This is a genomic window from Vibrio sp. Y2-5 (assembly GCF_014596725.1).
Taxonomy (GTDB): Bacteria; Pseudomonadota; Gammaproteobacteria; order Enterobacterales; family Vibrionaceae; genus Vibrio.
This window is the reverse complement of sequence record NZ_JACVEG010000006.1, coordinates 191,208-213,251: the sequence shown is the minus strand read 5'-3', so window position 1 is coordinate 213,251 and position 22,044 is coordinate 191,208. Positions and strand designations below refer to the sequence as shown.

25 protein-coding genes are annotated in these 22,044 nt (G+C 44.9%); 15 read left to right on the top strand and 10 right to left on the bottom strand.

Going from position 1 to position 22,044, the window contains the following annotated elements; genetic code table 11:
• Nucleotides 1-2: 2 nt before the first annotated feature.
• From mlaD to mlaF, 3 genes are read right to left on the bottom strand one after another with little or no spacing between them, the layout of a single operon-like run.
• The gene (gene mlaD / locus HUO09_RS15690; RefSeq protein WP_167412835.1) at nucleotides 3-494 is read right to left on the bottom strand and encodes an outer membrane lipid asymmetry maintenance protein MlaD; all 492 of its coding nucleotides are present in this window, start codon (nucleotides 492-494) and stop codon (nucleotides 3-5) included.
• Between the two features lie 2 nt (nucleotides 495-496).
• Nucleotides 497-1,288 carry a lipid asymmetry maintenance ABC transporter permease subunit MlaE gene (gene mlaE, locus HUO09_RS15685; RefSeq protein WP_188234523.1) on the bottom strand — a complete coding sequence of 264 codons (792 nt, stop codon included), beginning with the start codon at nucleotides 1,286-1,288 and terminating at the stop codon, nucleotides 497-499.
• Nucleotides 1,278-2,081, bottom strand: coding sequence for a phospholipid ABC transporter ATP-binding protein MlaF (gene mlaF / locus HUO09_RS15680; RefSeq protein ID WP_188234522.1), 804 nt, complete (start codon nucleotides 2,079-2,081; stop codon nucleotides 1,278-1,280). Before mlaF ends, mlaE begins: the two co-directional genes overlap by 11 nt.
• 328 nt (nucleotides 2,082-2,409) lie before the next feature.
• On the opposite strand from mlaF, the gene HUO09_RS15675 reads away from it, so the two are divergent.
• The 12 genes from HUO09_RS15675 (at nucleotide 2,410) to mgtE (ending at nucleotide 11,716) form a co-directional block, all read left to right on the top strand.
• The gene (locus tag HUO09_RS15675; RefSeq protein ID WP_188234521.1) at nucleotides 2,410-3,375 is read left to right on the top strand and encodes a calcium/sodium antiporter; all 966 of its coding nucleotides are present in this window, start codon (nucleotides 2,410-2,412) and stop codon (nucleotides 3,373-3,375) included.
• 12 nt (nucleotides 3,376-3,387) lie between these two features.
• The gene (kdsD, locus tag HUO09_RS15670) at nucleotides 3,388-4,362 is read left to right on the top strand and encodes an arabinose-5-phosphate isomerase KdsD (protein ID WP_188234520.1); all 975 of its coding nucleotides are present in this window, start codon (nucleotides 3,388-3,390) and stop codon (nucleotides 4,360-4,362) included.
• Nucleotides 4,362-4,919 (top strand): 3-deoxy-manno-octulosonate-8-phosphatase KdsC, encoded by a 558-nt coding sequence (kdsC, locus tag HUO09_RS15665; protein ID WP_167411867.1) that lies wholly within the window; start codon nucleotides 4,362-4,364, stop codon nucleotides 4,917-4,919. Before kdsD ends, kdsC begins: the two co-directional genes overlap by 1 nt.
• Nucleotides 4,916-5,479: an LPS export ABC transporter periplasmic protein LptC gene (gene lptC / locus HUO09_RS15660; RefSeq protein WP_167411868.1), complete on the top strand. Its 564-nt coding sequence runs from the start codon at nucleotides 4,916-4,918 to the stop codon at nucleotides 5,477-5,479. Before kdsC ends, lptC begins: the two co-directional genes overlap by 4 nt.
• Complete coding sequence (lptA, locus tag HUO09_RS15655) at nucleotides 5,460-5,957, top strand: lipopolysaccharide transport periplasmic protein LptA (protein ID WP_042485338.1); 498 nt, start codon at nucleotides 5,460-5,462, stop codon at nucleotides 5,955-5,957. Before lptC ends, lptA begins: the two co-directional genes overlap by 20 nt.
• A 2-nt stretch (nucleotides 5,958-5,959) precedes the next feature.
• Nucleotides 5,960-6,685: an LPS export ABC transporter ATP-binding protein gene (lptB, locus tag HUO09_RS15650; protein WP_167411870.1), complete on the top strand. Its 726-nt coding sequence runs from the start codon at nucleotides 5,960-5,962 to the stop codon at nucleotides 6,683-6,685.
• Between the two features lie 43 nt (nucleotides 6,686-6,728).
• Nucleotides 6,729-8,192 (top strand): RNA polymerase factor sigma-54, encoded by a 1,464-nt coding sequence (locus HUO09_RS15645; protein ID WP_167411871.1) that lies wholly within the window; start codon nucleotides 6,729-6,731, stop codon nucleotides 8,190-8,192.
• Nucleotides 8,193-8,215: 23 nt separating this feature from the next.
• Nucleotides 8,216-8,503, top strand: coding sequence for a ribosome hibernation promoting factor (hpf, locus tag HUO09_RS15640; protein WP_167411872.1), 288 nt, complete (start codon nucleotides 8,216-8,218; stop codon nucleotides 8,501-8,503).
• A 2-nt stretch (nucleotides 8,504-8,505) separates the two neighbouring features.
• A complete protein-coding gene (ptsN, locus tag HUO09_RS15635; protein ID WP_188234519.1) occupies nucleotides 8,506-8,964 on the top strand; it encodes a PTS IIA-like nitrogen regulatory protein PtsN in 459 nt (152 codons plus the stop codon).
• A 19-nt stretch (nucleotides 8,965-8,983) separates the two neighbouring features.
• Nucleotides 8,984-9,844: an RNase adapter RapZ gene (gene rapZ / locus HUO09_RS15630; RefSeq protein WP_167411874.1), complete on the top strand. Its 861-nt coding sequence runs from the start codon at nucleotides 8,984-8,986 to the stop codon at nucleotides 9,842-9,844.
• 10 nt (nucleotides 9,845-9,854) lie between these two features.
• Entirely contained in the window at nucleotides 9,855-10,133 is a 279-nt protein-coding gene (locus HUO09_RS15625) for an HPr family phosphocarrier protein (RefSeq protein WP_042485320.1), read from the top strand.
• Nucleotides 10,134-10,360: 227 nt separating this feature from the next.
• Complete coding sequence (gene mgtE, locus HUO09_RS15620) at nucleotides 10,361-11,716, top strand: magnesium transporter (RefSeq protein WP_188234518.1); 1,356 nt, start codon at nucleotides 10,361-10,363, stop codon at nucleotides 11,714-11,716.
• 73 nt (nucleotides 11,717-11,789) lie between these two features.
• On the opposite strand, the gene pmbA is transcribed toward mgtE, so the two are convergent.
• Entirely contained in the window at nucleotides 11,790-13,133 is a 1,344-nt protein-coding gene (gene pmbA, locus HUO09_RS15615) for a metalloprotease PmbA (protein ID WP_188234517.1), read from the bottom strand.
• Between the two features lie 120 nt (nucleotides 13,134-13,253).
• Here pmbA and yjgA point away from each other — a divergent pair, with 120 nt between their 5' ends.
• Entirely contained in the window at nucleotides 13,254-13,784 is a 531-nt protein-coding gene (gene yjgA, locus HUO09_RS15610) for a ribosome biogenesis factor YjgA (RefSeq protein WP_167411877.1), read from the top strand.
• Nucleotides 13,785-13,839: 55 nt separating this feature from the next.
• Here the strand turns inward: yjgA and thiQ are convergent, their stop codons facing one another.
• From thiQ to mpl, 5 genes are all read right to left on the bottom strand, one after another.
• Nucleotides 13,840-14,544, bottom strand: coding sequence for a thiamine ABC transporter ATP-binding protein (gene thiQ, locus HUO09_RS15605; protein WP_188234516.1), 705 nt, complete (start codon nucleotides 14,542-14,544; stop codon nucleotides 13,840-13,842).
• On the bottom strand, nucleotides 14,538-16,136 hold the full coding sequence (thiP, locus tag HUO09_RS15600; protein WP_188234515.1) for a thiamine/thiamine pyrophosphate ABC transporter permease ThiP: 1,599 nt from the start codon (nucleotides 16,134-16,136) through the stop codon (nucleotides 14,538-14,540). The genes thiQ and thiP overlap by 7 nt, the downstream gene beginning before the upstream one ends.
• A gap of 20 nt (nucleotides 16,137-16,156) precedes the next feature.
• Nucleotides 16,157-17,164 carry a thiamine ABC transporter substrate binding subunit gene (gene thiB, locus HUO09_RS15595; protein WP_167411880.1) on the bottom strand — a complete coding sequence of 336 codons (1,008 nt, stop codon included), beginning with the start codon at nucleotides 17,162-17,164 and terminating at the stop codon, nucleotides 16,157-16,159.
• A 373-nt stretch (nucleotides 17,165-17,537) separates the two neighbouring features.
• Entirely contained in the window at nucleotides 17,538-18,158 is a 621-nt protein-coding gene (locus HUO09_RS15590; RefSeq protein ID WP_167411881.1) for a flavin prenyltransferase UbiX, read from the bottom strand.
• A 14-nt stretch (nucleotides 18,159-18,172) separates the two neighbouring features.
• Nucleotides 18,173-19,531: a UDP-N-acetylmuramate:L-alanyl-gamma-D-glutamyl-meso-diaminopimelate ligase gene (mpl, locus tag HUO09_RS15585; RefSeq protein WP_188234514.1), complete on the bottom strand. Its 1,359-nt coding sequence runs from the start codon at nucleotides 19,529-19,531 to the stop codon at nucleotides 18,173-18,175.
• Nucleotides 19,532-19,792: 261 nt separating this feature from the next.
• Between mpl and fbp the strand changes: the two genes are divergently transcribed.
• Nucleotides 19,793-20,803 carry a class 1 fructose-bisphosphatase gene (gene fbp, locus HUO09_RS15580; protein WP_188234513.1) on the top strand — a complete coding sequence of 337 codons (1,011 nt, stop codon included), beginning with the start codon at nucleotides 19,793-19,795 and terminating at the stop codon, nucleotides 20,801-20,803.
• A 251-nt stretch (nucleotides 20,804-21,054) separates the two neighbouring features.
• Nucleotides 21,055-21,585, top strand: coding sequence for an inorganic diphosphatase (ppa, locus tag HUO09_RS15575; RefSeq protein WP_167411884.1), 531 nt, complete (start codon nucleotides 21,055-21,057; stop codon nucleotides 21,583-21,585).
• Between the two features lie 91 nt (nucleotides 21,586-21,676).
• Here ppa and HUO09_RS15570 read toward each other — a convergent pair whose 3' ends face one another.
• Nucleotides 21,677-22,024 (bottom strand): gamma-glutamylcyclotransferase, encoded by a 348-nt coding sequence (locus HUO09_RS15570; protein ID WP_167411885.1) that lies wholly within the window; start codon nucleotides 22,022-22,024, stop codon nucleotides 21,677-21,679.
• Nucleotides 22,025-22,044: the final 20 nt, after the last annotated feature.

The following is a 22,044-nucleotide window of genomic DNA, read 5'->3' as shown; positions in this document are numbered from 1 at the left end:
GTTTACTCCTTGCTCGCCTTACTTTCTGAACCGCCGACGCTATACAGCACCTGACCAATCAAATCTTCTAAAATGAGTGCTGATTTCGTATCTTCAATCAGATCGCCATCTTTCAACATCTCTTCATCTTCAAATATAAAGCCTGGAATGAGGCTGATGTACTGTTCGCCGATCAATCCCGCAGTCAAAATGTGTAAGCTCGAATTGTCAGGAAACTGATTGTATTGACTATCAATAGCCATAGTCACTACTGGAAGTAAGCTACTCTTGTTCAACACGATGGATGAGACTCGTCCCACCACAACGCCACCCACTTTGACTGGCGCTCGTACTTTTAAGCTACCAATGTTGTCAAACTCTGCTCGGAGTGAGTAAGTATCGTTTGAACCGAGACCTTTCACGTCAGCGACTTGAAAAATCATTACCAGAATTGCGCAAATCCCCGCTAGCACAAAACTGCCTACCCAAAATTCTAGTTTACGTGTTTGTTGCATGATTAGTTCCCAAACATCAATGCAGTCAATACAAAGTCTAGCCCTAATACAGCTAGAGACGAATGCACAACAGTTCTTGTCGTTGCTCGACTGATCCCTTCCGAAGTTGGAACCGCGTCATAACCATTAAACAGTGAGATCCAAGTAACGGTGATGGCAAACACCACGCACTTAATCAAACTGTTACCAATATCTTCACCCAGTTCCACCGATGCCTGCATAGTGGACCAGAAGCTACCGTGATCTATACCTTTCCAATCAACACCAACCAACTGACCGCCCCAAATGCCTACCGCCATAAAAATCATGGCGAGAAGTGGCATTGAAATCAAACCGGCCCATAATCTTGGTGCGATCACTCGCTTTAGAGGATCAACTGCCATCATTTCCAAGCTAGAAATTTGTTCAGTGGCTTTCATCAATCCAATTTCAGCCGTCAGCGCAGAACCTGCTCGGCCAGCAAATAAAAGTGCGGTCACCACTGGCCCAAGCTCACGTAACAATGAAAGTGCAACCATTTGTCCTAAGCTGGTTTCGGCTCCGTAATCAACAAGAATGACATAGCCTTGCAGACTGAGAACCATACCGATAAACAGCCCTGATACGACAATGATCGCTAAAGATTGAACACCAATGCTGTAGAGCTGTTTAACAAGAAGTGGGAAATTTTTGATCGGATGTGGTCGCCCAAACAGCGCCCCTGAAACCATTAAACTTGCTCGGCCAAATGATTCGCAAATGGCAAAAAAGCGGCGCCCTAATTGGCTAACTCGTTGTAGTAAATCAGCCAACATGGAAAAGATCCTTTTCGATTGGTTGAACAGGATAACGAAATGGCACAGGACCATCCGCTTCACCTTTTAAGAATTGCTGAACACGAGGATCTTCCGTTTTGTACAAGTCTTGCGGCGTACCTTGAGCGATCACTTTACCTTCGGCCAATAAGTACACCCAGTCTGCAATGCTCATGACTTCCGGTACATCATGGGAAACCACAACAGAAGTCACACCCAGTGCTTGGTTTAAATTTCGAATCAATTCAACCAATACGCCCATAGTGATAGGATCCTGACCAACAAAAGGTTCGTCATACATAATAAGTTCAGGATCGAGAGCAATAGCGCGAGCCAGTGCAGCCCGTCTTGCCATACCGCCGGAAAGTTCACTAGGCATCAAATAAGCAGCGCCCCGAAGTCCGACAGCTTCAAGCTTCAAAAGCACTAAGGTTCGAATCAAAGACTCATCGAGATCAGTGTGTTCTCGGATAGGAAAAGCGACGTTGTCGAAAACGTTGAGATCAGTAAACAGAGCACCAGATTGGAAAAGCATGCTCATTTTCTTACGCGCTTTATATAATTTATTTCGACTTAACGTTGGAATATTACTGCCATCAAACCAGATTTCCCCCGTTTCAGGGTACAGTTGACCGCCAATAAGTCTTAAAAGCGTTGTTTTACCAATTCCTGATGGCCCCATGATGGCGGTAATTTTACCTTTAGGGACTCGAAGACTGATGTCATCAAAAATGATTCGGTTAGATCGGGAAAAGGTTAGATTTTTTATAGTGACTAAGTCAGTGTCAGACATACTGGCTATTCGCTGCTGTAAGATTCTCATCCATGTGATAGGCCATGATAAGCATATTCATCCTAAATTAAAAGCACTGTTCAATTGCAGGTACATTGAAACCAAAATCAGACGTTAGTTCCAGTTTTATCGGTCAATTTATTGATAAATGGCTCATCTTTTCTTTTTACATCAAGCGTAGGCGCATTTTTTCATTACCTCTACATTTGTATACAAATTTGCCCAAGACGAAGAACAATAAATTAGAACTTCGACTTCCCTTTTCCCTATCAAAGCGTCAAAATCGGCGGTTAAACATTTTAGTCGCTGATTAAGTATAGGAATCACCATGATCGAAGCAGTTGCGTTTCTAATTGTAGGTCTAATTATTTTAGTTTGGAGTGCCGATAAACTTGTCTTCGGTTCTGCAGCTTTAGCGCGCAACTTCGGAATCTCACCACTGGTCATCGGTATGACAATTCTGGCCATGGGCTCTTCTGCTCCAGAAATGATGGTTTCAGCGACAGCGGCACTCGATGGAAAAACAGATACGGCTGTGGGTAACGTCCTGGGTTCCAACATTGCGAACATCGCCCTGATTTTGGGTATTACAGCATTGATTAAACCTCTTGCTATCAGCTCTCCAGTGCTTCGCCGAGAATTTCCTTTGATGATCGCCGTTACTCTGTTGGCGGGTGCGATCATGTGGAACAACCACCTAGGATTTTATGAGGGCGTATTGCTGTTCGTTCTGTTCGGTGTATTTATCCTCGCAATGCTAAAAATTAGCCGTAACGAACAGACAAATGGCGATACTCTACTAAAAGAACAAGAGTCTGAAGTTCCCGATGGCGTAAGCAATCCTAAAGCAGCCATGTGGATCGCGATTGGTTTGATTTTACTGCCTGTCTCGGCGGGTTTACTTGTCGACAATGCTGTTATTATCGCTAAATATTTTGGAATGAGCGATCTTGTGATCGGCTTGACGATTATCGCCGTCGGCACCAGTCTTCCTGAACTTGCCGCTTCTGTAGCCGGCGTTCTTAAAGGTGAAGACGATATGGCGGTGGGTAATATTGTCGGTTCAAACGTATTCAATATCTTAGCGGTAATGGGGATTCCGGGTATTTTGAACCCTTCCGTTCTGAGTGAACACGCGATGGGACGAGACTTTTGGGTCATGCTTGGCGTCTCTCTCCTGCTAGTAGTGATGGCGTTAGGCAAATCTCGCAGCATAAATCGCATTGAAGGTGCAATTCTTTGTATCACCTTTTTGGCGTACCAAACTTATCTATTTATGAATATGGCAGCGTAATTGGAGCATAATATGTCTAATAACTTTGACTACCGCAGTGTTGCTCAGCAAGTGCTGACAACGGAAATCGAAGCATTACAGCAGCTAGACCAATACATCAATGACGACTTTGTCCGCGCCTGTGAAATGATGCTGGACAACAAAAATGGCAAAGTTGTGGTTATGGGTATTGGTAAATCCGGCCATATTGGTAAAAAAATAGCGGCGACACTGGCCAGTACTGGCACTTCAGCATTCTTTGTTCATCCTGGTGAAGCTTCTCACGGCGATTTGGGTATGATCGAACATGGTGACATCGTTTTAGCGATATCAAACTCTGGAGAGTCAGCTGAAATTCTCTCCTTGTTTCCAGTACTGAAACGTTTAAACAATCGCATTATCAGTATGACTGGTAACCCTCAGTCAAACATGGCAAAACTGTCAGATATCCATTTACAAATCACGGTACCGAAAGAAGCTTGCCCTCTTGGTTTAGCGCCAACATCAAGTACCACAGCAACGTTGGTGATGGGTGATGCTTTAGCTGTCGCACTACTGCAAGCTCGCGGATTTACTGCGGAAGACTTTGCTCTTTCTCATCCAGGTGGTGCCTTAGGTCGTAAACTTCTCATGAAACTGGCCGATATCATGCATTTCGGTGACGCTCTGCCAAAAGTAAAACCGACAGCATTAGTCAGAGAAGCACTGTTAGAAATCAGCCAGAAAGGCTTAGGTATGACCGCGGTAACCGATGAAGACGATCATCTGATCGGTATATTTACGGATGGCGATTTACGTCGAATCCTCGATAAACGCATTGATATTCATACTGCGACCATCAGTGAAGTGATGACGAAGAACCCGACTGTCGCTTCACCAAACTTGCTGGCTGTTGAAGGTTTAAACCTGATGCAGGAAAAACGCATTAACGGCTTAATGCTGGTAGAAAACGGTAAAGTAGTGGGTGCACTAAACATGCATGACTTGCTGAAAGCGGGAGTGATGTAATGTCTCAGACGGTTGAAACTCTGTATGGCGATGTTGACGCTTCTATTCTGGCTATCGCAAAAGAGATAAAACTGCTAATTTGCGATGTCGATGGTGTGTTTTCCGATGGATTAGTCTACATGGGAAATGACGGCGAAGAATTGAAGACCTTCCACACCCGTGACGGCTATGGCGTAAAATCACTTATGAATGCGGGGATTGAAGTCGCCATCATTACAGGTCGCCAATCTAAAATCGTTGAAAACCGCATGAACGCACTTGGTATAAAACTTATTTATCAAGGCCAAGATGATAAAGTGAAAGCCTACAACGATATTTGCCAAAAATTAGCTATCGAACCGCAACATACAGGCTATATTGGTGATGACTTAATCGATTGGCCAGTCATGGAAAAAGTAGCGCTGAAAGTTTGTGTCGCAGATGGGCATCCACTGCTTGCCAAACGCGCTAACTATGTAACAACAATCAATGGTGGACGTGGCGCAGTACGTGAAGTGTGTGATTTGATTCTGCAAGCACGTAACGAGTTGGACGTTCATAAAGGCTTAAGTATATGAGTTTGTCTCGTATTCTTTATACGATACTTCTATTTGTCGCTTCATGGTCTGCTTATTACCTGTTCGACAAAGAGCAATCCGCTGATCTCCAAGTAGCTCCGAATATGGAACTACCAATGTTTAGTGGAATCAATTTAGATAACGTCTCTTACAACGAGAGTGGCGTGAGAAGTTATGTGATCACGTCTACACATTTGGATCACTATGCCAAGAGTGGCAATACCATTTTTGATACTCCGATATTAAAAATCTATCGCGAAGGAACCAATCAAGAGTGGGAGATCACAGCAAAGCGCGGTATTTTAGCTAAAGATAACGTCTTAACGCTGTATGATGATGTTATTGTGAAGAATTTACTCGACGATTCTGGTTTTGATAAGCTCACGACCACAAGAATGAGCATTCATCTAAAGAACCGTGATTTTTGGGCTGATAATCCCGTAGATTTAAACGGCCCGCAATTTGAAACAAATGGACAGGCGATGAAAGGTAACTTTGGTGACCATTCGGCTGTTCTTTATAACCATGTACAAGGTAGATATGAAACTCTCACACCTTAGTCTTATTGCTTGCTTACTGACTTCTGGTCAGGCTCTGGCTCTATCGACCGATAGCCAGCAACCTGTGTACATTGACTCTGACAGCCAACAGTTAGATATGAAAAGTAACCGAGTTACTTTCCTTGGTGATGTAAAGCTGAAACAGGGCAGCATAAATATCAACGCTGATAAGTTGATCGTCATTCGTGATGCAAAAACCGGACAGATTGAAGAAATAGAAGGCTATGGTGATGTAGCTACTTTTTCTCAGCTGACCGACGATGGCAAAACGCTGTACGGTGAAGCAAAAGAACTGTATTACAAAATGGCTGCCGATGAGTTGACCATGGTAGATAAAGCGCTGCTGTCCCAAGACGACAGTGAAATTCGTGGTAACAAAATTCGCTACCAAATTTCATCGCAAAAACTTATTGCTGACGGCAATGGCGGTGGTCGAGTATCCACTGTTCTTCAGCCACAAGCGGCACCAAAAGAATAACTATGGCGATCCTAAAAGCAGAACATTTAGCGAAAAGCTACAAAAAACGAAAAGTCGTTTCTGACGTAAGCCTAGAAGTAGAATCAGGCCAAATTGTTGGGTTACTTGGACCAAACGGTGCGGGTAAAACCACCTCTTTCTACATGATTGTCGGCTTGGTAGCGCGTGACGAAGGTACCATCAGTATTGATGATAAAGACATCAGTATTTTGCCAATGCACAGTCGCTCCCGTATGGGTATTGGCTATTTGCCACAAGAAGCGTCCATCTTCCGCAAACTGTCAGTGGAAGATAACATCATGGCCGTATTACAAACACGTGAAGAATTGAGCCGAGAAGAGCGTCAAGACAAACTTGAAGATCTGCTCGACGAATTCCATATCCAGCATATCCGAAGCAGCGCTGGTATGGCACTGTCTGGTGGTGAACGCCGTCGTGTTGAAATTGCCCGTGCTTTGGCAGCGAATCCACAATTCATTTTGCTGGATGAACCTTTCGCCGGTGTTGACCCTATTTCTGTTATCGACATTAAAAAAATCATTGAACACTTAAGAGATCGAGGGCTGGGTGTCCTGATCACTGACCACAACGTTCGAGAAACACTTGATGTATGTGAAAAGGCTTATATTGTAAGCCAAGGACAGCTCATCGCCGAAGGAACACCGCAAGAAGTGCTGAACAACGAACAAGTTAAGCAGGTATATCTCGGTGAACAATTCCGTCTATGATTAATATCATGGGCAATTCTAACAACAAGGTAGTCGTTACTGAATGAAACCCTCATTACAGCTTAAGTTAGGCCAACAGTTAGCTATGACACCACAGTTGCAACAAGCCATTCGCTTATTGCAACTGTCAACACTCGATCTGCAACAAGAGATTCAAGAAGCGTTGGATTCTAATCCCCTATTGGATGTTGAAGAACCCGGAGATGAACAGTCATCAGTTGAAAGCTTGACGAATGGTCATGAGGAAAAAGACAACAGTGCCGAAATCTTAGAGATTGAACCTCAAGATAGTTCGGAACTGATTGAAAAATCCGAAATCAGCGCTGAATTGGAAATAGACACGACTTGGGACGATGTTTACAGCGCGAATACTGGTAGCACTGGTATCGCATTGGATGATGATATGCCTGTGTACCAAGGCGAAACGACACAAACGTTGCAAGACTATCTTTTGTGGCAGCTCGACCTTACCCCCTTCAGCGAAAATGACCACTCAATTGCTCTCGCGTTAATCGATGCGATTGACGACTACGGTTATCTCACCGTTTCTTTAGAAGATATCCAAGAGAATTTCCACAGCGAAGAAATCGAACTAGACGAAATTGAAGCGGTACGAAAGCGCATTCAACAGTTTGATCCGCTCGGCGTTGCTTCTCTAAACCTCCAAGATTGCCTACTCTTACAATTGGCAACCTACCCTGAAGATACTCCTTGGTTAGACAGCGCTAAACAAATATTGGCTAATCATATCGATCAACTTGGTAATCGCGATTACAAACTCATATTGAAAGAGACTAAACTCAAAGAAGAGGATTTACGCGAAGTGCTTCAACTGATTCAGCAGTTGGATCCACGACCAGGTAGCCGCATTGCCTCAGAGCACGCAGAGTACGTCATTCCTGATGTTTCCGTGTACAAAGAGCATGGCAAATGGATTGTCACCATCAATCCAGACAGCGTTCCAAAATTGAAAGTGAACCAGCAGTACGCAAACCTTGGTCGCGGTAACAGTGCTGACAGCAATTATATCCGCACCAATTTGCAAGAGGCAAAATGGTTAATCAAAAGCTTAGAAAGTCGAAACGAGACTTTGCTCAAAGTTGCCAAATGCATAGTTGAACACCAGCGTGATTTCTTTGAATATGGCGAAGAAGCCATGAAGCCGATGGTCTTAAATGACGTCGCTTTAGCCGTGGAAATGCATGAATCAACCATTTCTCGTGTTACGACACAGAAATATATGCATACCCCACGAGGTATATTTGAACTGAAGTACTTTTTCTCTAGTCACGTCAGCACTGACAATGGTGGAGAATGTTCATCTACCGCGATTCGTGCACTGATCAAGAAACTGGTTGCTGCGGAAACCCCAGCAAAACCGTTAAGTGACAGTAAAATCGCGGCTCTACTTGCTGATCAGGGGATTCAGGTCGCAAGACGAACGATTGCGAAATACCGTGAATCATTAGGGATTGCCCCCTCTAGTCAGCGTAAACGCCTACTTTAAGGCCAAACAGAGAAGGAAAGTCTATGCAAATCAATATCCAAGGCCATCACATTGATCTTACCGATTCAATGCAAGACTATGTTCACTCCAAATTCGATAAACTAGAACGCTTTTTTGATCATATAAACAGCATTCAAGTGATTTTACGTGTTGAAAAATTACACCAGATCGCCGAAGCTACGCTCCACGTAAATCAAGGGGAGATCCACGCCACTGCGGATAACGATAACATGTACGCAGCGATAGATGGCCTAGTGGATAAACTCGTTAGACAACTCAACAAGCATAAAGAAAAGCTAAGTAGCCATTAATCATGCAATTAAGCGAAGTACTTTCATTGAACTGCACTAAAAGTGCAGTTCAATGCTCTAGTAAAAAAAGAGCCCTCGAAATCATCAGCGAAATCGCTGCAGAATACACCGGACAAAATGCAACTGAACTATTCGAATGCATGCTCAGCCGTGAAAAGATGGGCAGTACCGGTATTGGTAATGGCATAGCCATCCCACACGCCCGAATGGCATCTAGTGATAACGCTGTGGCGGTATTACTCCAATGTGAAGAACCTATCGAATTTGATTCTATCGATAACCGTCCTGTTGACCTTCTATTTGCACTGCTTGTTCCTGAAGAACAATGCAAAGAGCATTTAAAAACCCTTTCTTGCATGGCGGAACGCTTGAACGACAAACAAACGTTAAAACAGCTTCGTAACGCTCAAAGCGACGAAGAGCTGTACAACATAATGGTTCAGCCACCAATGGTTCAATAACCACACTAAGGTATGCCTTATGCGTTTAATCGTTGTTAGTGGTCAATCTGGCGCAGGCAAAAGCGTTGCGTTAAGAGTTCTGGAAGATTTAGGTTATTACTGTGTTGATAACCTGCCAGTGGTGCTGTTGGACTCATTTATCCAATCAGTACAAGGCAGTAAACAAAACGTTGCCGTCAGCATCGACATTCGTAACCTGCCAAAAGAACCGACCTTAGTTGAAGATATCCTTCACCAACTTAAGCAAAACAACGATGTGAGTGTACTGTTTCTAGACGCCAGTAAAGAAACTTTGCTCAAACGCTATAGTGAAACGCGTCGTATCCACCCTCTTTCACTCAGTGACAAAAAACCAACATTGGAACAAGCTATTGAGCTTGAAAAACGTTTGTTGGAGCCTCTGAAAGAACAAGCGGACCTGCTGCTAGACAGTACTGGGAAGTCGCTGCACGATCTGAGTGAAACAGTGAGAATGCGTATCGAAGGCCGAGAGCGTAAAGACCTCGTGATGGTATTTGAGTCTTTTGGCTTTAAATACGGCCTACCGAGTGATGCCGATTACGTATTTGATGTTCGCTTTTTACCGAACCCTCATTGGCAACCGGAGCTTCGCCCTCTTACAGGGTTAGATGCGCCGATTAAATCATTTTTAGAGAGCCACAGTGAAGTGATAGAACTGAAACAACAGATTCAGCACTTCTTTGAACAATGGCTTCCAATGCTAGAGAAAAATAACCGCAGTTATTTAACCATTGCCATTGGTTGTACCGGTGGCAAACACCGCTCAGTTTATTTGACGCAACAACTTGGGGAGTACTTCTCTCTGTTGGGGCATCAAGTACAAATCCGCCATACTTCACTGGAAAAAAATCACTCATAGAGGATGCCCTATGCCGCAATCTAGTCGTACTGTTCTTATCCAGAATCGCCTTGGTTTACACGCTCGAGCGGCAGTAAAGCTAGTGGAGCTAGCACAATCCTTTGACGCGATCCTTACCATTCAAAGCCAAGAAGGCAAAGAGGCAACGGCAGACAGTGTGATGGGGCTACTAATGCTAGAATCAGCGCAAGGACAGAACGTCACCATTTCAGCCGAAGGCTCCCAAGCAGAACAAGCACTTGATGCAGTTTGTCATCTAATTGAAGATAAATTCGACGAAGACGAATAACACGCCACAATGAATATTACCTGCGCATGCTCAGGAATATTTACCGAAGAAATCGATAAGTGAAAATAACTCTATGCGCACGGCGAATAGAATTGCGCCGTCCAATGTCAGCGTCGAGTTATGGAGAAACAAATAATTAATCTTTGCCAGCAAGTTACTATTAAATAAGACATAGAATTAAGTTACTATGCTGCGCATTGTAAATATTCATTCACGAGGAGGAAGCCATGGCCGAGCAAATCGAGTTTGACCAAGCACATAACACCCTCCAAGAAATCACAGAAGCATTAGAAAATGGTCGCTTCGTTCATGTCCGTAGACAATTACAGGACATGGAACCGGAAGACATTGCACATCTACTTGAAGCCTCGCCTCGCAAAGCACGTTACGTACTGTGGCAACTGACCGACCCTGAAGATTACGGTGAAATTCTTGATGAACTAAACGAAGACGTCAAAGATGCCCTCGTTTCGAAAATGGCACCGGAGAAGCTGGCAGAAGCTACCGAAGGTATGGACACCGATGATGTGGCCTACGTTCTTCGTAGCTTACCTGACGATCTCTCTCGTGAAGTTCTCGATCAGATGGACTCCGCAGATCGTCTGCGTGTAGAAACGGCGCTATCCTACCCAGAAGATACCGCTGGCGGCTTGATGAACACCGACGTTATCACCATCCGTGGTGATGTTGATGTCGATGTTGTATTGCGTTACCTGAGAATGAAAGGCGAGCTACCAGAAGCCACCGATGCTCTTTATGTTATCGACGCGGAAAGCCGTCTGATTGGTCATCTATCGTTAACAGCACTGATCACCGCTCAGGTGGATGTCTCTGTCAGCGACATCATGGAAGACGCAGACGAAGCGATTAAGGTCGATGCCAAAGACTCAGACGTAGCTAGTCTGTTTGAACGCCGTAACTGGGTTTCTGCCCCTGTGGTGGATGAAAATCAGCATCTAGTTGGCCGTATCACCATCGATGACGTGGTTGACGTTATCCGTGAAGATGCAGAGCACTCGATGATGAGTATGGCGGGTATGGATGACGACGAAGATACCTTCGCCCCGGTTGTTCAATCCGCGCGTAAACGCAGCATCTGGCTCGGTGCAAACGTACTGGCAGCATTAGCGGCCGCTTCTGTATCAAACATGTTTGAAGCCACTCTGGACCAAATGGCGGCAATTGCCGTGTTGATGACCATTGTGCCATCGATGGGTGGTGTGGCCGGTAACCAGACTGTCGCACTGGTCATTCGTGGCTTAGCTTTAGGTCACATCGGTGATAGTAACAAACGCGAGTTGTTACTCAAAGAAGCCTCTATCGGATTTCTAAACGGTATTCTTTGGGCGCTGATCATCGGTGCAATCGTGGTCGCTTGGAAAGGTGAATGGATGTTAGGTGGCATAATTTCCGCAGCCATGATGACCAACCTTTTTGTAGCTGGCGTCGCAGGCGTAATGATTCCGGTCATACTGAAGAAAATGAACATCGACCCAGCACTGGCTGGCGGTATGGCACTCACCACCATTACTGATGTGGTTGGCTTATCGGTATTTTTAGGTTTAGCCACCCTTTTTATCTGAAAAGTCTGTTTATCTGAAAAACAAACATAAAAAAAGCGCTGAAATTTCATCAGCGCTTTTTTGTTCTCTCAATTTACTCGCCTGCTACTTTCATCGACTCAAGCAAAATAGAACCCGTCTGAATTTGTGAACGCGTTTCTACATCGCTACCCACAGCGACGATTTGACTGAACATATCTTTCAGATTACCAGCGATAGTGATTTCCGATACCGGATATTGCAGCACACCGTTTTCAACCCAGAAACCAGCCGCTCCACGAGAATAGTCGCCTGTGACAACATTCACGCCTTGTCCCATAACTTCTGTCACTAGCAGACCAGTACCAAGCTCTTTCAGCATTTGTTCAAAATTCTGCCCTGTCGATTTCACAAAGCAGTTGTGAATGCCACCAGCATGACCTGTTGGTGTCATTCCCATTTTTCTCGCTGCGTAGCTGGTAAGAAGATAAGTTGAAAGGACACCATCAGTGATGATTTCTGTATCAACGGTTCTCACACCTTCACTGTCGAACGGGCTTGATGCAAGGCCTCGCAGAATATGAGGGCGTTCAGACACATTAAACCAGCTAGGAAGAATTTGCTTACCTAAGTGATCAAGTAAGAATGATGACTTACGGTATAGATTGCCACCGCTGATTGCCATTACTAAGTGACCAAGTAGCCCCGTAGCCACGTCGGCTGCAAACATCACAGGGAACTTGCCTGTTTGCAATTTCTGCGCATCAAGTCGGCTTACGGTTTTCTCAGCCGCGTCTTTACCCACGACTTCTGGTGACCACAAATCATCGCAATGACGAGCTACGGTGTAGCTGTAATCGCGTTCCATCTCACCATTTTTACCTTCACCAATCACACAACAACTAATGCTGTGACGACTGGACGCATAACTACCCAGTAGGCCATGACTGTTTCCGTACACTTTAACGCCGTAATGGCTGTCATAACTTGCGCCATCACTTTGCTTAATTCTGTCGCTAACATTCAGTGCAGCTTGCTCAGCGGCTATTGCAATCTTCGCCGCGCTGTCTGGATCAATCGCATTTGGGTGAAACAGATCTAAATCGGGGATCTCTTTTACCATAAGCTCTTTAGGTGCAGGTCCAGCGAATGGATCTTCCGAGGTGTATTTCGCGATATCTAACGCTGCCAATACAGTCTGCTGAATCGCTTTTTCGCTTAAGTCAGAAGTTGAGGCGCTACCTTTACGTTGTCCACGATATACAGTGATACCTAAAGCACCATCACTATTAAATTCAACATTCTCTACTTCACACATGCGAGTAGAAACACTTAAACCAGTGCTCTTGGTAATGGCAACTTCAGCTGCATCTGCACTGGCTGATGCCATCTCTAGCGCTTTCGCAACTGCGGCTTCAAGTTCGGTGCGCTGCATAGCGACTTGCTGTTTTACATCCATATCTCATCCAACTATTGAGCTTTCGAAATAATTACTTCGCTATAGAGTAACAAGAATTTCGCTTTCTCCCCACGATTCTTGCTAAAATAGCTGACATATACACCTCAATAGTTGAAGAAAATGGCACGTAAAAACCAAAAAGCTCCTTGGGAAGAAGAAGAGGAGATCATTTGGGTTAGTAAAACCGAAATGAAAAATGACATGACTGCGCTGCAAAAGCTTGGTGAAGAACTGGTTGGTTTGAAATCATCACAGTTATCAAAAATACCTATGCCTGAAGATCTGCTACTGGCGGTCAAAGATGCGCAACGTTTCAACATGGAAGCTAGACGTCGTCAACTGCAATACATCGGTAAAATGATGCGTACTATTGATCCTGAGCCAATCCAAGCGGCGCTGGACAAATTACGCAACAAACACTCACAAAATACAGCGGTATTACACAAGCTTGAACAGATGCGTGATCGTATCGTTGAGCAAGGTGATGATGCTATTAACGACGCAATGGTTTTATATCCAGAAATGGATCGCCAACGCTTACGCCAACTTGCTCGCCAAGCGAAGAAAGAGAAAGCAGCGAATAAGCCACCAAAAGCGTCTCGTGAAATCTTCCAAGTGTTGAAAGAGCATAACGACGCATCAATTTTGTAACGCAATTTTCTGCATCAAAAAAGCCTCACCAATTTTTATTGTGTGAGGCTTTTTATTATTCTCCAGCTCTGACGAAGTCGCTGAGCAAAGGGTGAGGATGTGAAGATGACAACGCATCAACCTCGCCAAACACTTGTACCTGCCCCTCAGCCAGAAATGCAAAATGTGAAGCTATCGCTTTCGCATCACTCAGATGGTGAGTCACCATAACCACGGTAATATTGCGCTCCGTTGCTAAGCGTTTAACTAAGCTGAGCATCTCCTCACGTAGCAAAGGATCCAACGCTGAAAACGGTTCATCAAGCAGCCAGATGGGATGCGACTGTACAAAACATCGAGCGAGAGCCACTCTCTGACGCTGACCACCCGAAAGACTTTGAGGCAGACGATTCATAAACTCCTCAACCCCTACCTGTTTTGCGGCAACATCAACTTGCTCTTTTTGCTGAGCGGTTAACTTCAGGCTTGGATTCAAACCCAACGAGATGTTTTCTCGTACCGTTAAATGGGCAAACAAGTTGTGCTCTTGGAACAACATTGAGAATGGGCGCTGATAGGGCTCTTTACCCAGAAGTGACTCGCCTGCAACACTCACATTTCCACTATTCGGCGCGATGAATCCAGCCACCAAGCTGAGCAAAGTTGATTTGCCTGCGCCACTTGGTCCCATTAAAGAAACAATCGCGCCTTGTGGGACATTCAAACAAAACTCAAACCACTCATTTTGATATTCATAACGTACGTTTTCTAAAACTAACATTCACGACCTCTGGAAGAATGAGCAATAAAGAGTTTTTCGATCACAGCAAAGCAGCCAACACTCATCACCAACAGCGTGAGTGACACCACCGCGGCAGACTCCATTTGATAACTACCGAGTAGCTGGAATAAATACAGCGGTAGAGTTCGGAAATCTTGGCTGCCAAATAAAGCTATCGCGCTGAGATCACCCATAGAGAGCAAAAAGCTGATTGCAAAAGCATGCGCCATCGGCTTACTCAAGGCTTTTCCTTCTATCAATCTAATACGATGCCAGCCGCGAATGCCCAACGATGCACAAAGAAACTGATATTGTTGCTCGGTATGCAACATTGGTTGAGCCAGTGTTTTTAACACGTAAGGCAAAGCCATCAGAGCATTAACGGCCACCACAACCCAAAATGCAAAGCTGAATGCATCAGTAATGCTGCGTAGCAACAAAAATAATCCAGTACTGACCACCAGCCCCGGAGTAACCAAAATGATAGTTCCGGTTAACTCAAGCGTGGTCGCTTTTTTGGTTTGATATCGGATGCGCCAAAAACGCGTTGTGATAAGAATTGCTATCCCTGCAACCAAAGCAAACGAAGAAGCCAACAACGCCACCTGTATGGATGCAGAAAACGCATGCCAGAATTTGCTATCGGTTAATACAGTAAAAGCCTGCCCGTTAATACCACTCATCACCACCATAAAGAGCGGCGGTACCACAAGTAGAATAACAAACAGTATCCAGAATCCATCCCAACAACGTGCCTTGTTTGAATCTCGGCTAACCACGTGATGCGTTGCCACATTGCCCGCCGTTACGGCTATCGGCTTGGCGAGCTTCTGAATCGATAAATACAAAATGCTGCAAAGAATGATCTGCCATAGCGCCAATAGAGCACCGGCTTGTAGGTCGAAATCAAACTTGATCGCTTGGTAGATGGCGAGTTCAATAGTGGTCGATTTTGGCCCGCCCCCAAGTGCCATCACAGTGGCAAAACTGGTGAAACACAACATGAAGACTAAGCCACAAACATGGGGTAATTGCTGACGAATTCGTGGCCACTCAACCCAACGAAATTTATGCCAGTGACTCATCCCCAAATGCGCACACAACTTATGCTGCTCTTCAGGAATCGACTCTAATGCTTGTAATAACAAACGACTGGCGTAAGGAAGGTTAAAGAAAAAATGTGCCAGTAAAATGCCGTTCAATCCGTAGATAGAAAAAGGCAAGTTCAATTCAAACCAACTCAGTACCTCCGCCAGCAATCCACTATTGCCGTATATTGCCAACAGCCCAAATACGCCCACAAGTACTGGAAGCACCAATGTTGTGGCAAACAGTTTGATCAGCAGGCTTCTGCCCCTAAATCGCCTTCTGTATAACGCATGGGCGACCGGAACCGCGAAGCCGACACTCAATAACATCGAGAGACTGGCCTGATAAAAACTGAACTGAGTGACGTGACGGTAATACGGATCCTGCCAGACCTGAGCAAAATTCAGGCTAGGCGCATGGAGAAGTAATGCACACAATGCAGAAATGACAAAGGTCGCGACCAATATCGCGACCCCAATGCCTATTTTAGGTACAGAGTTCAAACTCACTTAAACCTTAGACGTTAAAAAGTTAGGGCGTTTTGCCATTCACGAACCCAAGCTTTACGCTCTTTCGCCACTTCGTCTGCGGTGAAAGTTAAAGACTTTTGCGGTACTGAAAGGGTATCAAAACCTTCTGGTAACTCAATGTTTGTCACCGGATACATCCAGTTGCCTGTAGGAATCACAGACTGAAAATCATTGCTAAGAATAAAGCTCATAAACTCATCAGCGAGTTTTTGATGCTGACTTGTCTTCACCTTCGCGGCCACTTCAACTTGCATATAATGGCCTTCAGAGAAGTCAGCCGTTGCAAAGCGAGCGTCATTTTCAGCAATCAGGTGGTATGCAGGAGAAGTAGTGTATGAAAGAACTAGGTCAGACTCGCCTTTCAAGAACATAGAATAAGACTCAGACCAACCTTTCGTCACAGTCACAGTTTTCTTCGCTAACTTCTTCCATGCCTCAGTGGCTTTATCGCCATAGACAGATTTCATCCAAAGCAACAGACCTTGCCCCGGTGTCGAAGTGCGTGGATCTTGATAGATAACTTTCAGATCATCACGACTTTCAACCAGTTCTTTGAGGCTCTTTGGTGGGTTCGTTAATTTTTCTTTGTTGTAAACAAAAGCAAAATAGCCATAGTCGTAAGGAACGAAAGTATCGTCGCTCCAGCCGTTCGGTACTTGAAGAGACTGTGTATCAACTGAGTGTGGTGCCAACAAACCGGTTTGTTTCGCTTCTACCATAAGGTTGTTATCAAGACCCAGCACGATATCCGCTTTGGTTTTGTCACCTTCTAGACGCAGACGGTTCAAGATAGACACACCGTCATCCAGAGCGACAAAATTCAAATCACAACCACATTGAGCTTCAAATGCTTTCTCAATAGCAGGACCTGGTCCCCACTCAGCAGCAAATGAGTCATAGGTATAGACAGTTAGAGTGTTATCGGCAGCGAAAGCTGTACTAGATGATGTTGCAATAAACGATACAGTTGCCAAAGCAATGGCAGAAAATTTGGTGTTCAAGGCTCGCTCTCCTCAGAGCTGACAGGCTTGAGGGAGGACAGGAATAATCTGGTGTGTGATTATAACATTCCCAACTCAATTCCTACGCCAGCATTATCTGGTTCAGGTAAATACCACTATCAGAAGGATAATGGACTGCGGGTCCCAAGCTCTGCTTGATCTCAGCACCATTCATCTAGTGAATGGTTAGCCCCCCGTGAGTAAAATGGATTGTAAATGTAAACGAAAATAGATGCTACTTATACTCTTCCTACTTGAAGCTGCAGCGGTGTTGGCTGGGTTCGTTCATCCCCATGAACATAGTTTATCTATGTTCATGGGGATTCACTTACTTGCCGCCTACCTGCAACTCCAAGTAGTTTGAGTATCTACGTTAACTGCGTTGATCATACCCCCAGCGCGGTACAAGAGTTTGCTCAATGCCCAAATGATCCAATATACGAGCAACCATGAAATCAATCAGATCATCGATCGATTTAGGCTGATGATAAAATCCCGGTGCAGCAGGCATAATCGTAACGCCCATTTGTGAAAGCTTATGCATGTTCTCCAAATGCAAAGTAGAGAATGGCGTTTCTCGCACCACCAGCAGAAGCTGACCACGCTCTTTCATCACCACGTCAGCTGCTCTCTCAATCAGGTTATCAGACATACCGTGAGCAATAGCGGCCACACTGCCTGTGGAGCAAGGACAAACGATCATCTGTTTTGGTGCCGCAGATCCTGACGCAACTGGAGAGAACCAATCTTCCTTACCACAAACGATCAACTTCTCAGCATCGCACTGCAGATGTTCGACTAATGCCGCTTTCGCTGCATCAGGACCACTTGGGAGCTTAAGATCATGCTCTGTCGCTAACACCACGCGAGCCGCTGACGAGATCAATAGATACACGGTGTAATCCGCTGCGAGCAGACATTGCAGCAGACGCAGTCCATATGGCGCACCAGATGCCCCCGTCCACGCTAAGGTAATCGCTTTGCTTTGGTTCATATTGTTCTCATACTCTACTGTTTAGCTTTGAGTGCTGTGAGTAACTTATCGTGAATACCATTAAAGCCACCGTTACTCATCACCAGAATCTGATCGCCGGCTTGCGCTTCAGAACAGATCATTGCAACGAATTCATCAATATTATCGCTGACCTTAGCCGGTTGTGCACACTGCTCAGCCACATCCTGAACAGACCAAGGAATCGTGGCAGGCTGGAACAAATAAACCGAATCTGCCGCATGAAGTGACTGAGCCAAGGTTTCTTTATGTACACCCAGCTTCATTGTCGCTGAACGAGGTTCCAATACCGCGATGATCTTCTTATCACCCACTTTATTACGTAGGCCGTCCAAGGTCAGTTCTATCGCCGTTGGGTGGTGAGCAAAATCGTCGTACACAGTAACACCAGCTTCTTCGCCTTTTAGCTCTAGACGGCGTTTGGTGTTAACAAAAGACCCCAAGGCTTCACAAGCCAGATCAGGCGTCACACCCACATGACGTGCCGCAGCGACAGCCATCAGAGCATTGCTGACGTTGTGATCGCCCACTAAATCCCACTTAACCGTACCAACTCGTGTATTTTTAAACACAATATGGAATTGAGAGCCATCTTTAGTGATTTTTTCTGCTTGCCAGTCAGCATGGTCACCACTGAACTCTGTTTCACTCCAACAACCACGTTGTAAAACATCTTGTAGAGCTTCATCTTGCGCTGGTGCGAAGATGCGCCCATTGCCTGGCACTGTTCTCACCAAATGATGAAATTGACGCTTTATGGCTTCAAGATTGTCGAAGATGTCTGCATGATCGAACTCCAGATTATTCATCACCAATGTTCTAGGATGATAATGAACAAACTTAGAACGTTTGTCGAAAAAAGCACTGTCATATTCATCGGCTTCTACGACAAAAAACATGCTTTCGCCCAAGCGAGCTGAAATGCCAAAATTACCCAGTACTCCGCCGACCAAAAAACCCGGTTTGTAGCCACAGTGCTCAAGCACCCATGTCAGCATGCTGGAAGTCGTCGTTTTGCCGTGCGTTCCCGAAACAGCAAGTACCCAACGGTCATGTAAAAGAAACTCTTGCAACCACTGTGGGCCAGATACATAACGTAAATTGTTGTTTAGTACATATTCAACACACGGATTACCACGACTCATCGCGTTACCAATCACCACCAGATCAGGTCGCGGTTCAAATTGGGCAGTGTCAAAACCTTCAATGATTTCGATCCCTTGCGACTCGAGCATGGTGCTCATCGGCGGATAAACATTGGCATCGCTACCGGTAACTTTGTGACCCAACTGACGCGCTAACATCGCAACGCCACCCATGAAAGTGCCACAAATGCCTAAGATATGAATATGCATAGAGTTTAATCTCTTCACGCTTTACTGTATTGGCTCCCATTATCCTCATTCGCATCCTAAAAGCGAGCATCGAAGATCAGAGCAATGTAATTTGTAATAATTCGACATAAGAAATGAGATATCAAACAGTTAGTTCAGTACCCGTAAAAAGATAAAAGACCTACACTCATTGCGGGCGCGCGTGTCAATAAAGTTCCAACAGAGAACACTTCACAGCCCCACTAAAAAATCCCCCCGAAAATATAGTGTTAAGGAAATAACATGTCTGAGATGCGCACCCTTGGTGAGTTCATTGTTGAGAAACAACACGACTTCCCCCATGCAAGTGGTGAACTATCTTCCTTACTGGCTTCAATTCGTCTTGCGGCAAAGATTGTAAACCGAGAGATCAACAAGGCTGGCCTTGCTGATATCACAGGTGCATCTGGTCAGGATAATGTGCAAGGTGAAGAGCAACAAAAGCTAGATGTTTATGCCAACGACAAATTTAAAGCCGCGCTTGAAGCGCGTGACCAAGTTTGTGGCGTAGCCAGTGAAGAGGAAGATGAAGCTGTAGCCTTTAATAAAGACCTCAACAAAAATGCGAAATACGTTGTCCTGATGGATCCGCTTGATGGATCGTCAAACATTGATGTGAACGTATCCGTAGGTACAATTTTCTCCATTTATCGTCGTATTTCTCCGGTCGGCGCTCCGCCAACAGCAGAAGACTTCTTACAGCCGGGCCACAAACAAGTTGCCGCGGGTTATGTGATTTACGGTTCTTCAACCATGCTGGTTTACACCACAGGTAACGGTGTAAATGGCTTTACTTACGACCCTTCGATTGGTTCTTTCTGTTTGTCGCATGAAAATATGCGAATCCCTGACAACGGTAAGATCTACTCAATTAATGAAGGTAACTACATTCGTTTCCCAACTGGCGTGAAGAAATACATCAAGTACTGCCAAGAGAATGTACCTGAAGATAATCGCCCTTACACATCACGCTATATTGGTTCTCTGGTTGCTGACTTCCACCGCAATCTGCTGAAAGGTGGTATCTATATGTACCCAAGTACCGAAAGCCACCCTAACGGTAAACTGCGTCTTCTGTACGAGTGCAACCCTATTGCGCTTTTGATGGAGCAGGCTGGTGGTATCGCCTCTGATGGTAAGAATCGTATTCTGGATATCAAACCAACCGAACTACACCAACGAGTACCTTTCTTTGTTGGTAGCCCAAGTATGGTCGACAAAGTCGAAGAGTTCTTAGAGAACAACCCAGACTAAGAATAATCAAGCAATAACTGACTGACGAGAAAGCGCCTGACAAAGGCGCTTTTTTTATCTCTCTTTCATCAATCAATTACGCATTTTTTGACCTACAATTGCATCAATTAGACTTAGGTTTGCTTGGGGATCGACTCATTTACGGGTAAACTCTAGCCTTTGCTATGCCGTGGCTCTTTGATGCCCACGCATAACATGTATAACAATAAGTCTTGATTCTTGAAGTCCGGCTAACGAAAAGGAAACCTTTAATGAGCTTAAACAATGTGCCAGCAGGCAAATCTCTTCCAGACGATATCTACGTTATCATCGAAATCCCAGCTAACGCAGACCCTATCAAATACGAAGTAGACAAAGATTCTGGCGCTGTATTCGTAGACCGTTTCATGTCTGCTCCTATGTTCTACCCATGTAACTACGGTTACGTAAACCACACTCTATCTCTAGATGGTGACCCAGTAGACGTATTAGTACCAACACCATTCCCACTAATGCCTGGTTCAGTTATTCGCTGCCGCCCAGTTGGCGTGCTAAAAATGAGCGATGAGTCTGGTGAAGATGCGAAAGTTATTGCGGTACCACACGAGAAACTTTCTAAAGAATACAGCCACATTCAAGATGTGAACGACCTTCCAGAGCTTCTAAAAGCACAAATCACTCACTTCTTCGAGCGTTACAAAGACCTTGAAGCGGGTAAATGGGTGAAAGTTGAAGGTTGGGAAGACGCAGCAGCAGCTCGTGAAGAGATCAAAACTTCATACGAGCGCGCACAGCAAAAATAAGCGTACCGAACGAATTGAAAAGCCAGCACATTTCGCTGGCTTTTTTTTGGCTAAAACAGGGGGAATTAAAATGTCCAAAACTTGTGAAACCTTACACTCGTTGGCACCAATCCCCAGAATCAATGAGAGCTTCTTGTGAAGTCACTTCTTGGTAAATGTATATCCATGCAGTGCCAAAAGGGGTTTCAATGGTCTCTCGACGATATTCCACTGGAACATCCTCCAGAATATCTAACTTTGCCAGTGTCTCGTCATCAATTAAATACACTTCACCAGCAATAGTATGATGCCCATCCACTAAACCCGGATAAGGCCCCAGATCGTAGAGAGAATACTCAGGTTTGGTAATATATTGCCCCAGCAATTGACTACTTTCTAAAAAGCAATGATTGCTTTCTCCTTGGCGTAAAGTGCCATAAACAAAAACTAAATGTTGCACTTACTTCTCCTTAAGATATA

Bases quoted from the DNA above. Each gene is read 5' to 3' on its own strand.
- mpl (WP_188234514.1), bottom strand. From the start codon at position 19,531: ATGCATATTCATATCTTAGGCATTTGTGGCACTTTCATGGGTGGCGTT.
- HUO09_RS15625 (WP_042485320.1), top strand. From the start codon at position 9,855: ATGCCGCAATCTAGTCGTACTGTTCTTATCCAGAATCGCCTTGGTTTA.
- hpf (WP_167411872.1), top strand. From the start codon at position 8,216: ATGCAAATCAATATCCAAGGCCATCACATTGATCTTACCGATTCAATG.
- mlaF (WP_188234522.1), bottom strand. From the start codon at position 2,081: ATGTCTGACACTGACTTAGTCACTATAAAAAATCTAACCTTTTCCCGA.
- ptsN (WP_188234519.1), top strand. From the start codon at position 8,506: ATGCAATTAAGCGAAGTACTTTCATTGAACTGCACTAAAAGTGCAGTT.
- yjgA (WP_167411877.1), top strand. From the start codon at position 13,254: ATGGCACGTAAAAACCAAAAAGCTCCTTGGGAAGAAGAAGAGGAGATC.
- mlaE (WP_188234523.1), bottom strand. From the start codon at position 1,288: ATGTTGGCTGATTTACTACAACGAGTTAGCCAATTAGGGCGCCGCTTT.
- fbp (WP_188234513.1), top strand. From the start codon at position 19,793: ATGTCTGAGATGCGCACCCTTGGTGAGTTCATTGTTGAGAAACAACAC.
- thiQ (WP_188234516.1), bottom strand. From the start codon at position 14,544: ATGTTAGTTTTAGAAAACGTACGTTATGAATATCAAAATGAGTGGTTT.
- mlaD (WP_167412835.1), bottom strand. From the start codon at position 494: ATGCAACAAACACGTAAACTAGAATTTTGGGTAGGCAGTTTTGTGCTA.
- kdsC (WP_167411867.1), top strand. From the start codon at position 4,362: ATGTCTCAGACGGTTGAAACTCTGTATGGCGATGTTGACGCTTCTATT.
- ppa (WP_167411884.1), top strand. From the start codon at position 21,055: ATGAGCTTAAACAATGTGCCAGCAGGCAAATCTCTTCCAGACGATATC.
- rapZ (WP_167411874.1), top strand. From the start codon at position 8,984: ATGCGTTTAATCGTTGTTAGTGGTCAATCTGGCGCAGGCAAAAGCGTT.
- lptA (WP_042485338.1), top strand. From the start codon at position 5,460: ATGAAACTCTCACACCTTAGTCTTATTGCTTGCTTACTGACTTCTGGT.
- mgtE (WP_188234518.1), top strand. From the start codon at position 10,361: ATGGCCGAGCAAATCGAGTTTGACCAAGCACATAACACCCTCCAAGAA.
- lptC (WP_167411868.1), top strand. From the start codon at position 4,916: ATGAGTTTGTCTCGTATTCTTTATACGATACTTCTATTTGTCGCTTCA.
- HUO09_RS15675 (WP_188234521.1), top strand. From the start codon at position 2,410: ATGATCGAAGCAGTTGCGTTTCTAATTGTAGGTCTAATTATTTTAGTT.
- HUO09_RS15590 (WP_167411881.1), bottom strand. From the start codon at position 18,158: ATGAACCAAAGCAAAGCGATTACCTTAGCGTGGACGGGGGCATCTGGT.
- pmbA (WP_188234517.1), bottom strand. From the start codon at position 13,133: ATGGATGTAAAACAGCAAGTCGCTATGCAGCGCACCGAACTTGAAGCC.
- HUO09_RS15645 (WP_167411871.1), top strand. From the start codon at position 6,729: ATGAAACCCTCATTACAGCTTAAGTTAGGCCAACAGTTAGCTATGACA.
- kdsD (WP_188234520.1), top strand. From the start codon at position 3,388: ATGTCTAATAACTTTGACTACCGCAGTGTTGCTCAGCAAGTGCTGACA.
- lptB (WP_167411870.1), top strand. From the start codon at position 5,960: ATGGCGATCCTAAAAGCAGAACATTTAGCGAAAAGCTACAAAAAACGA.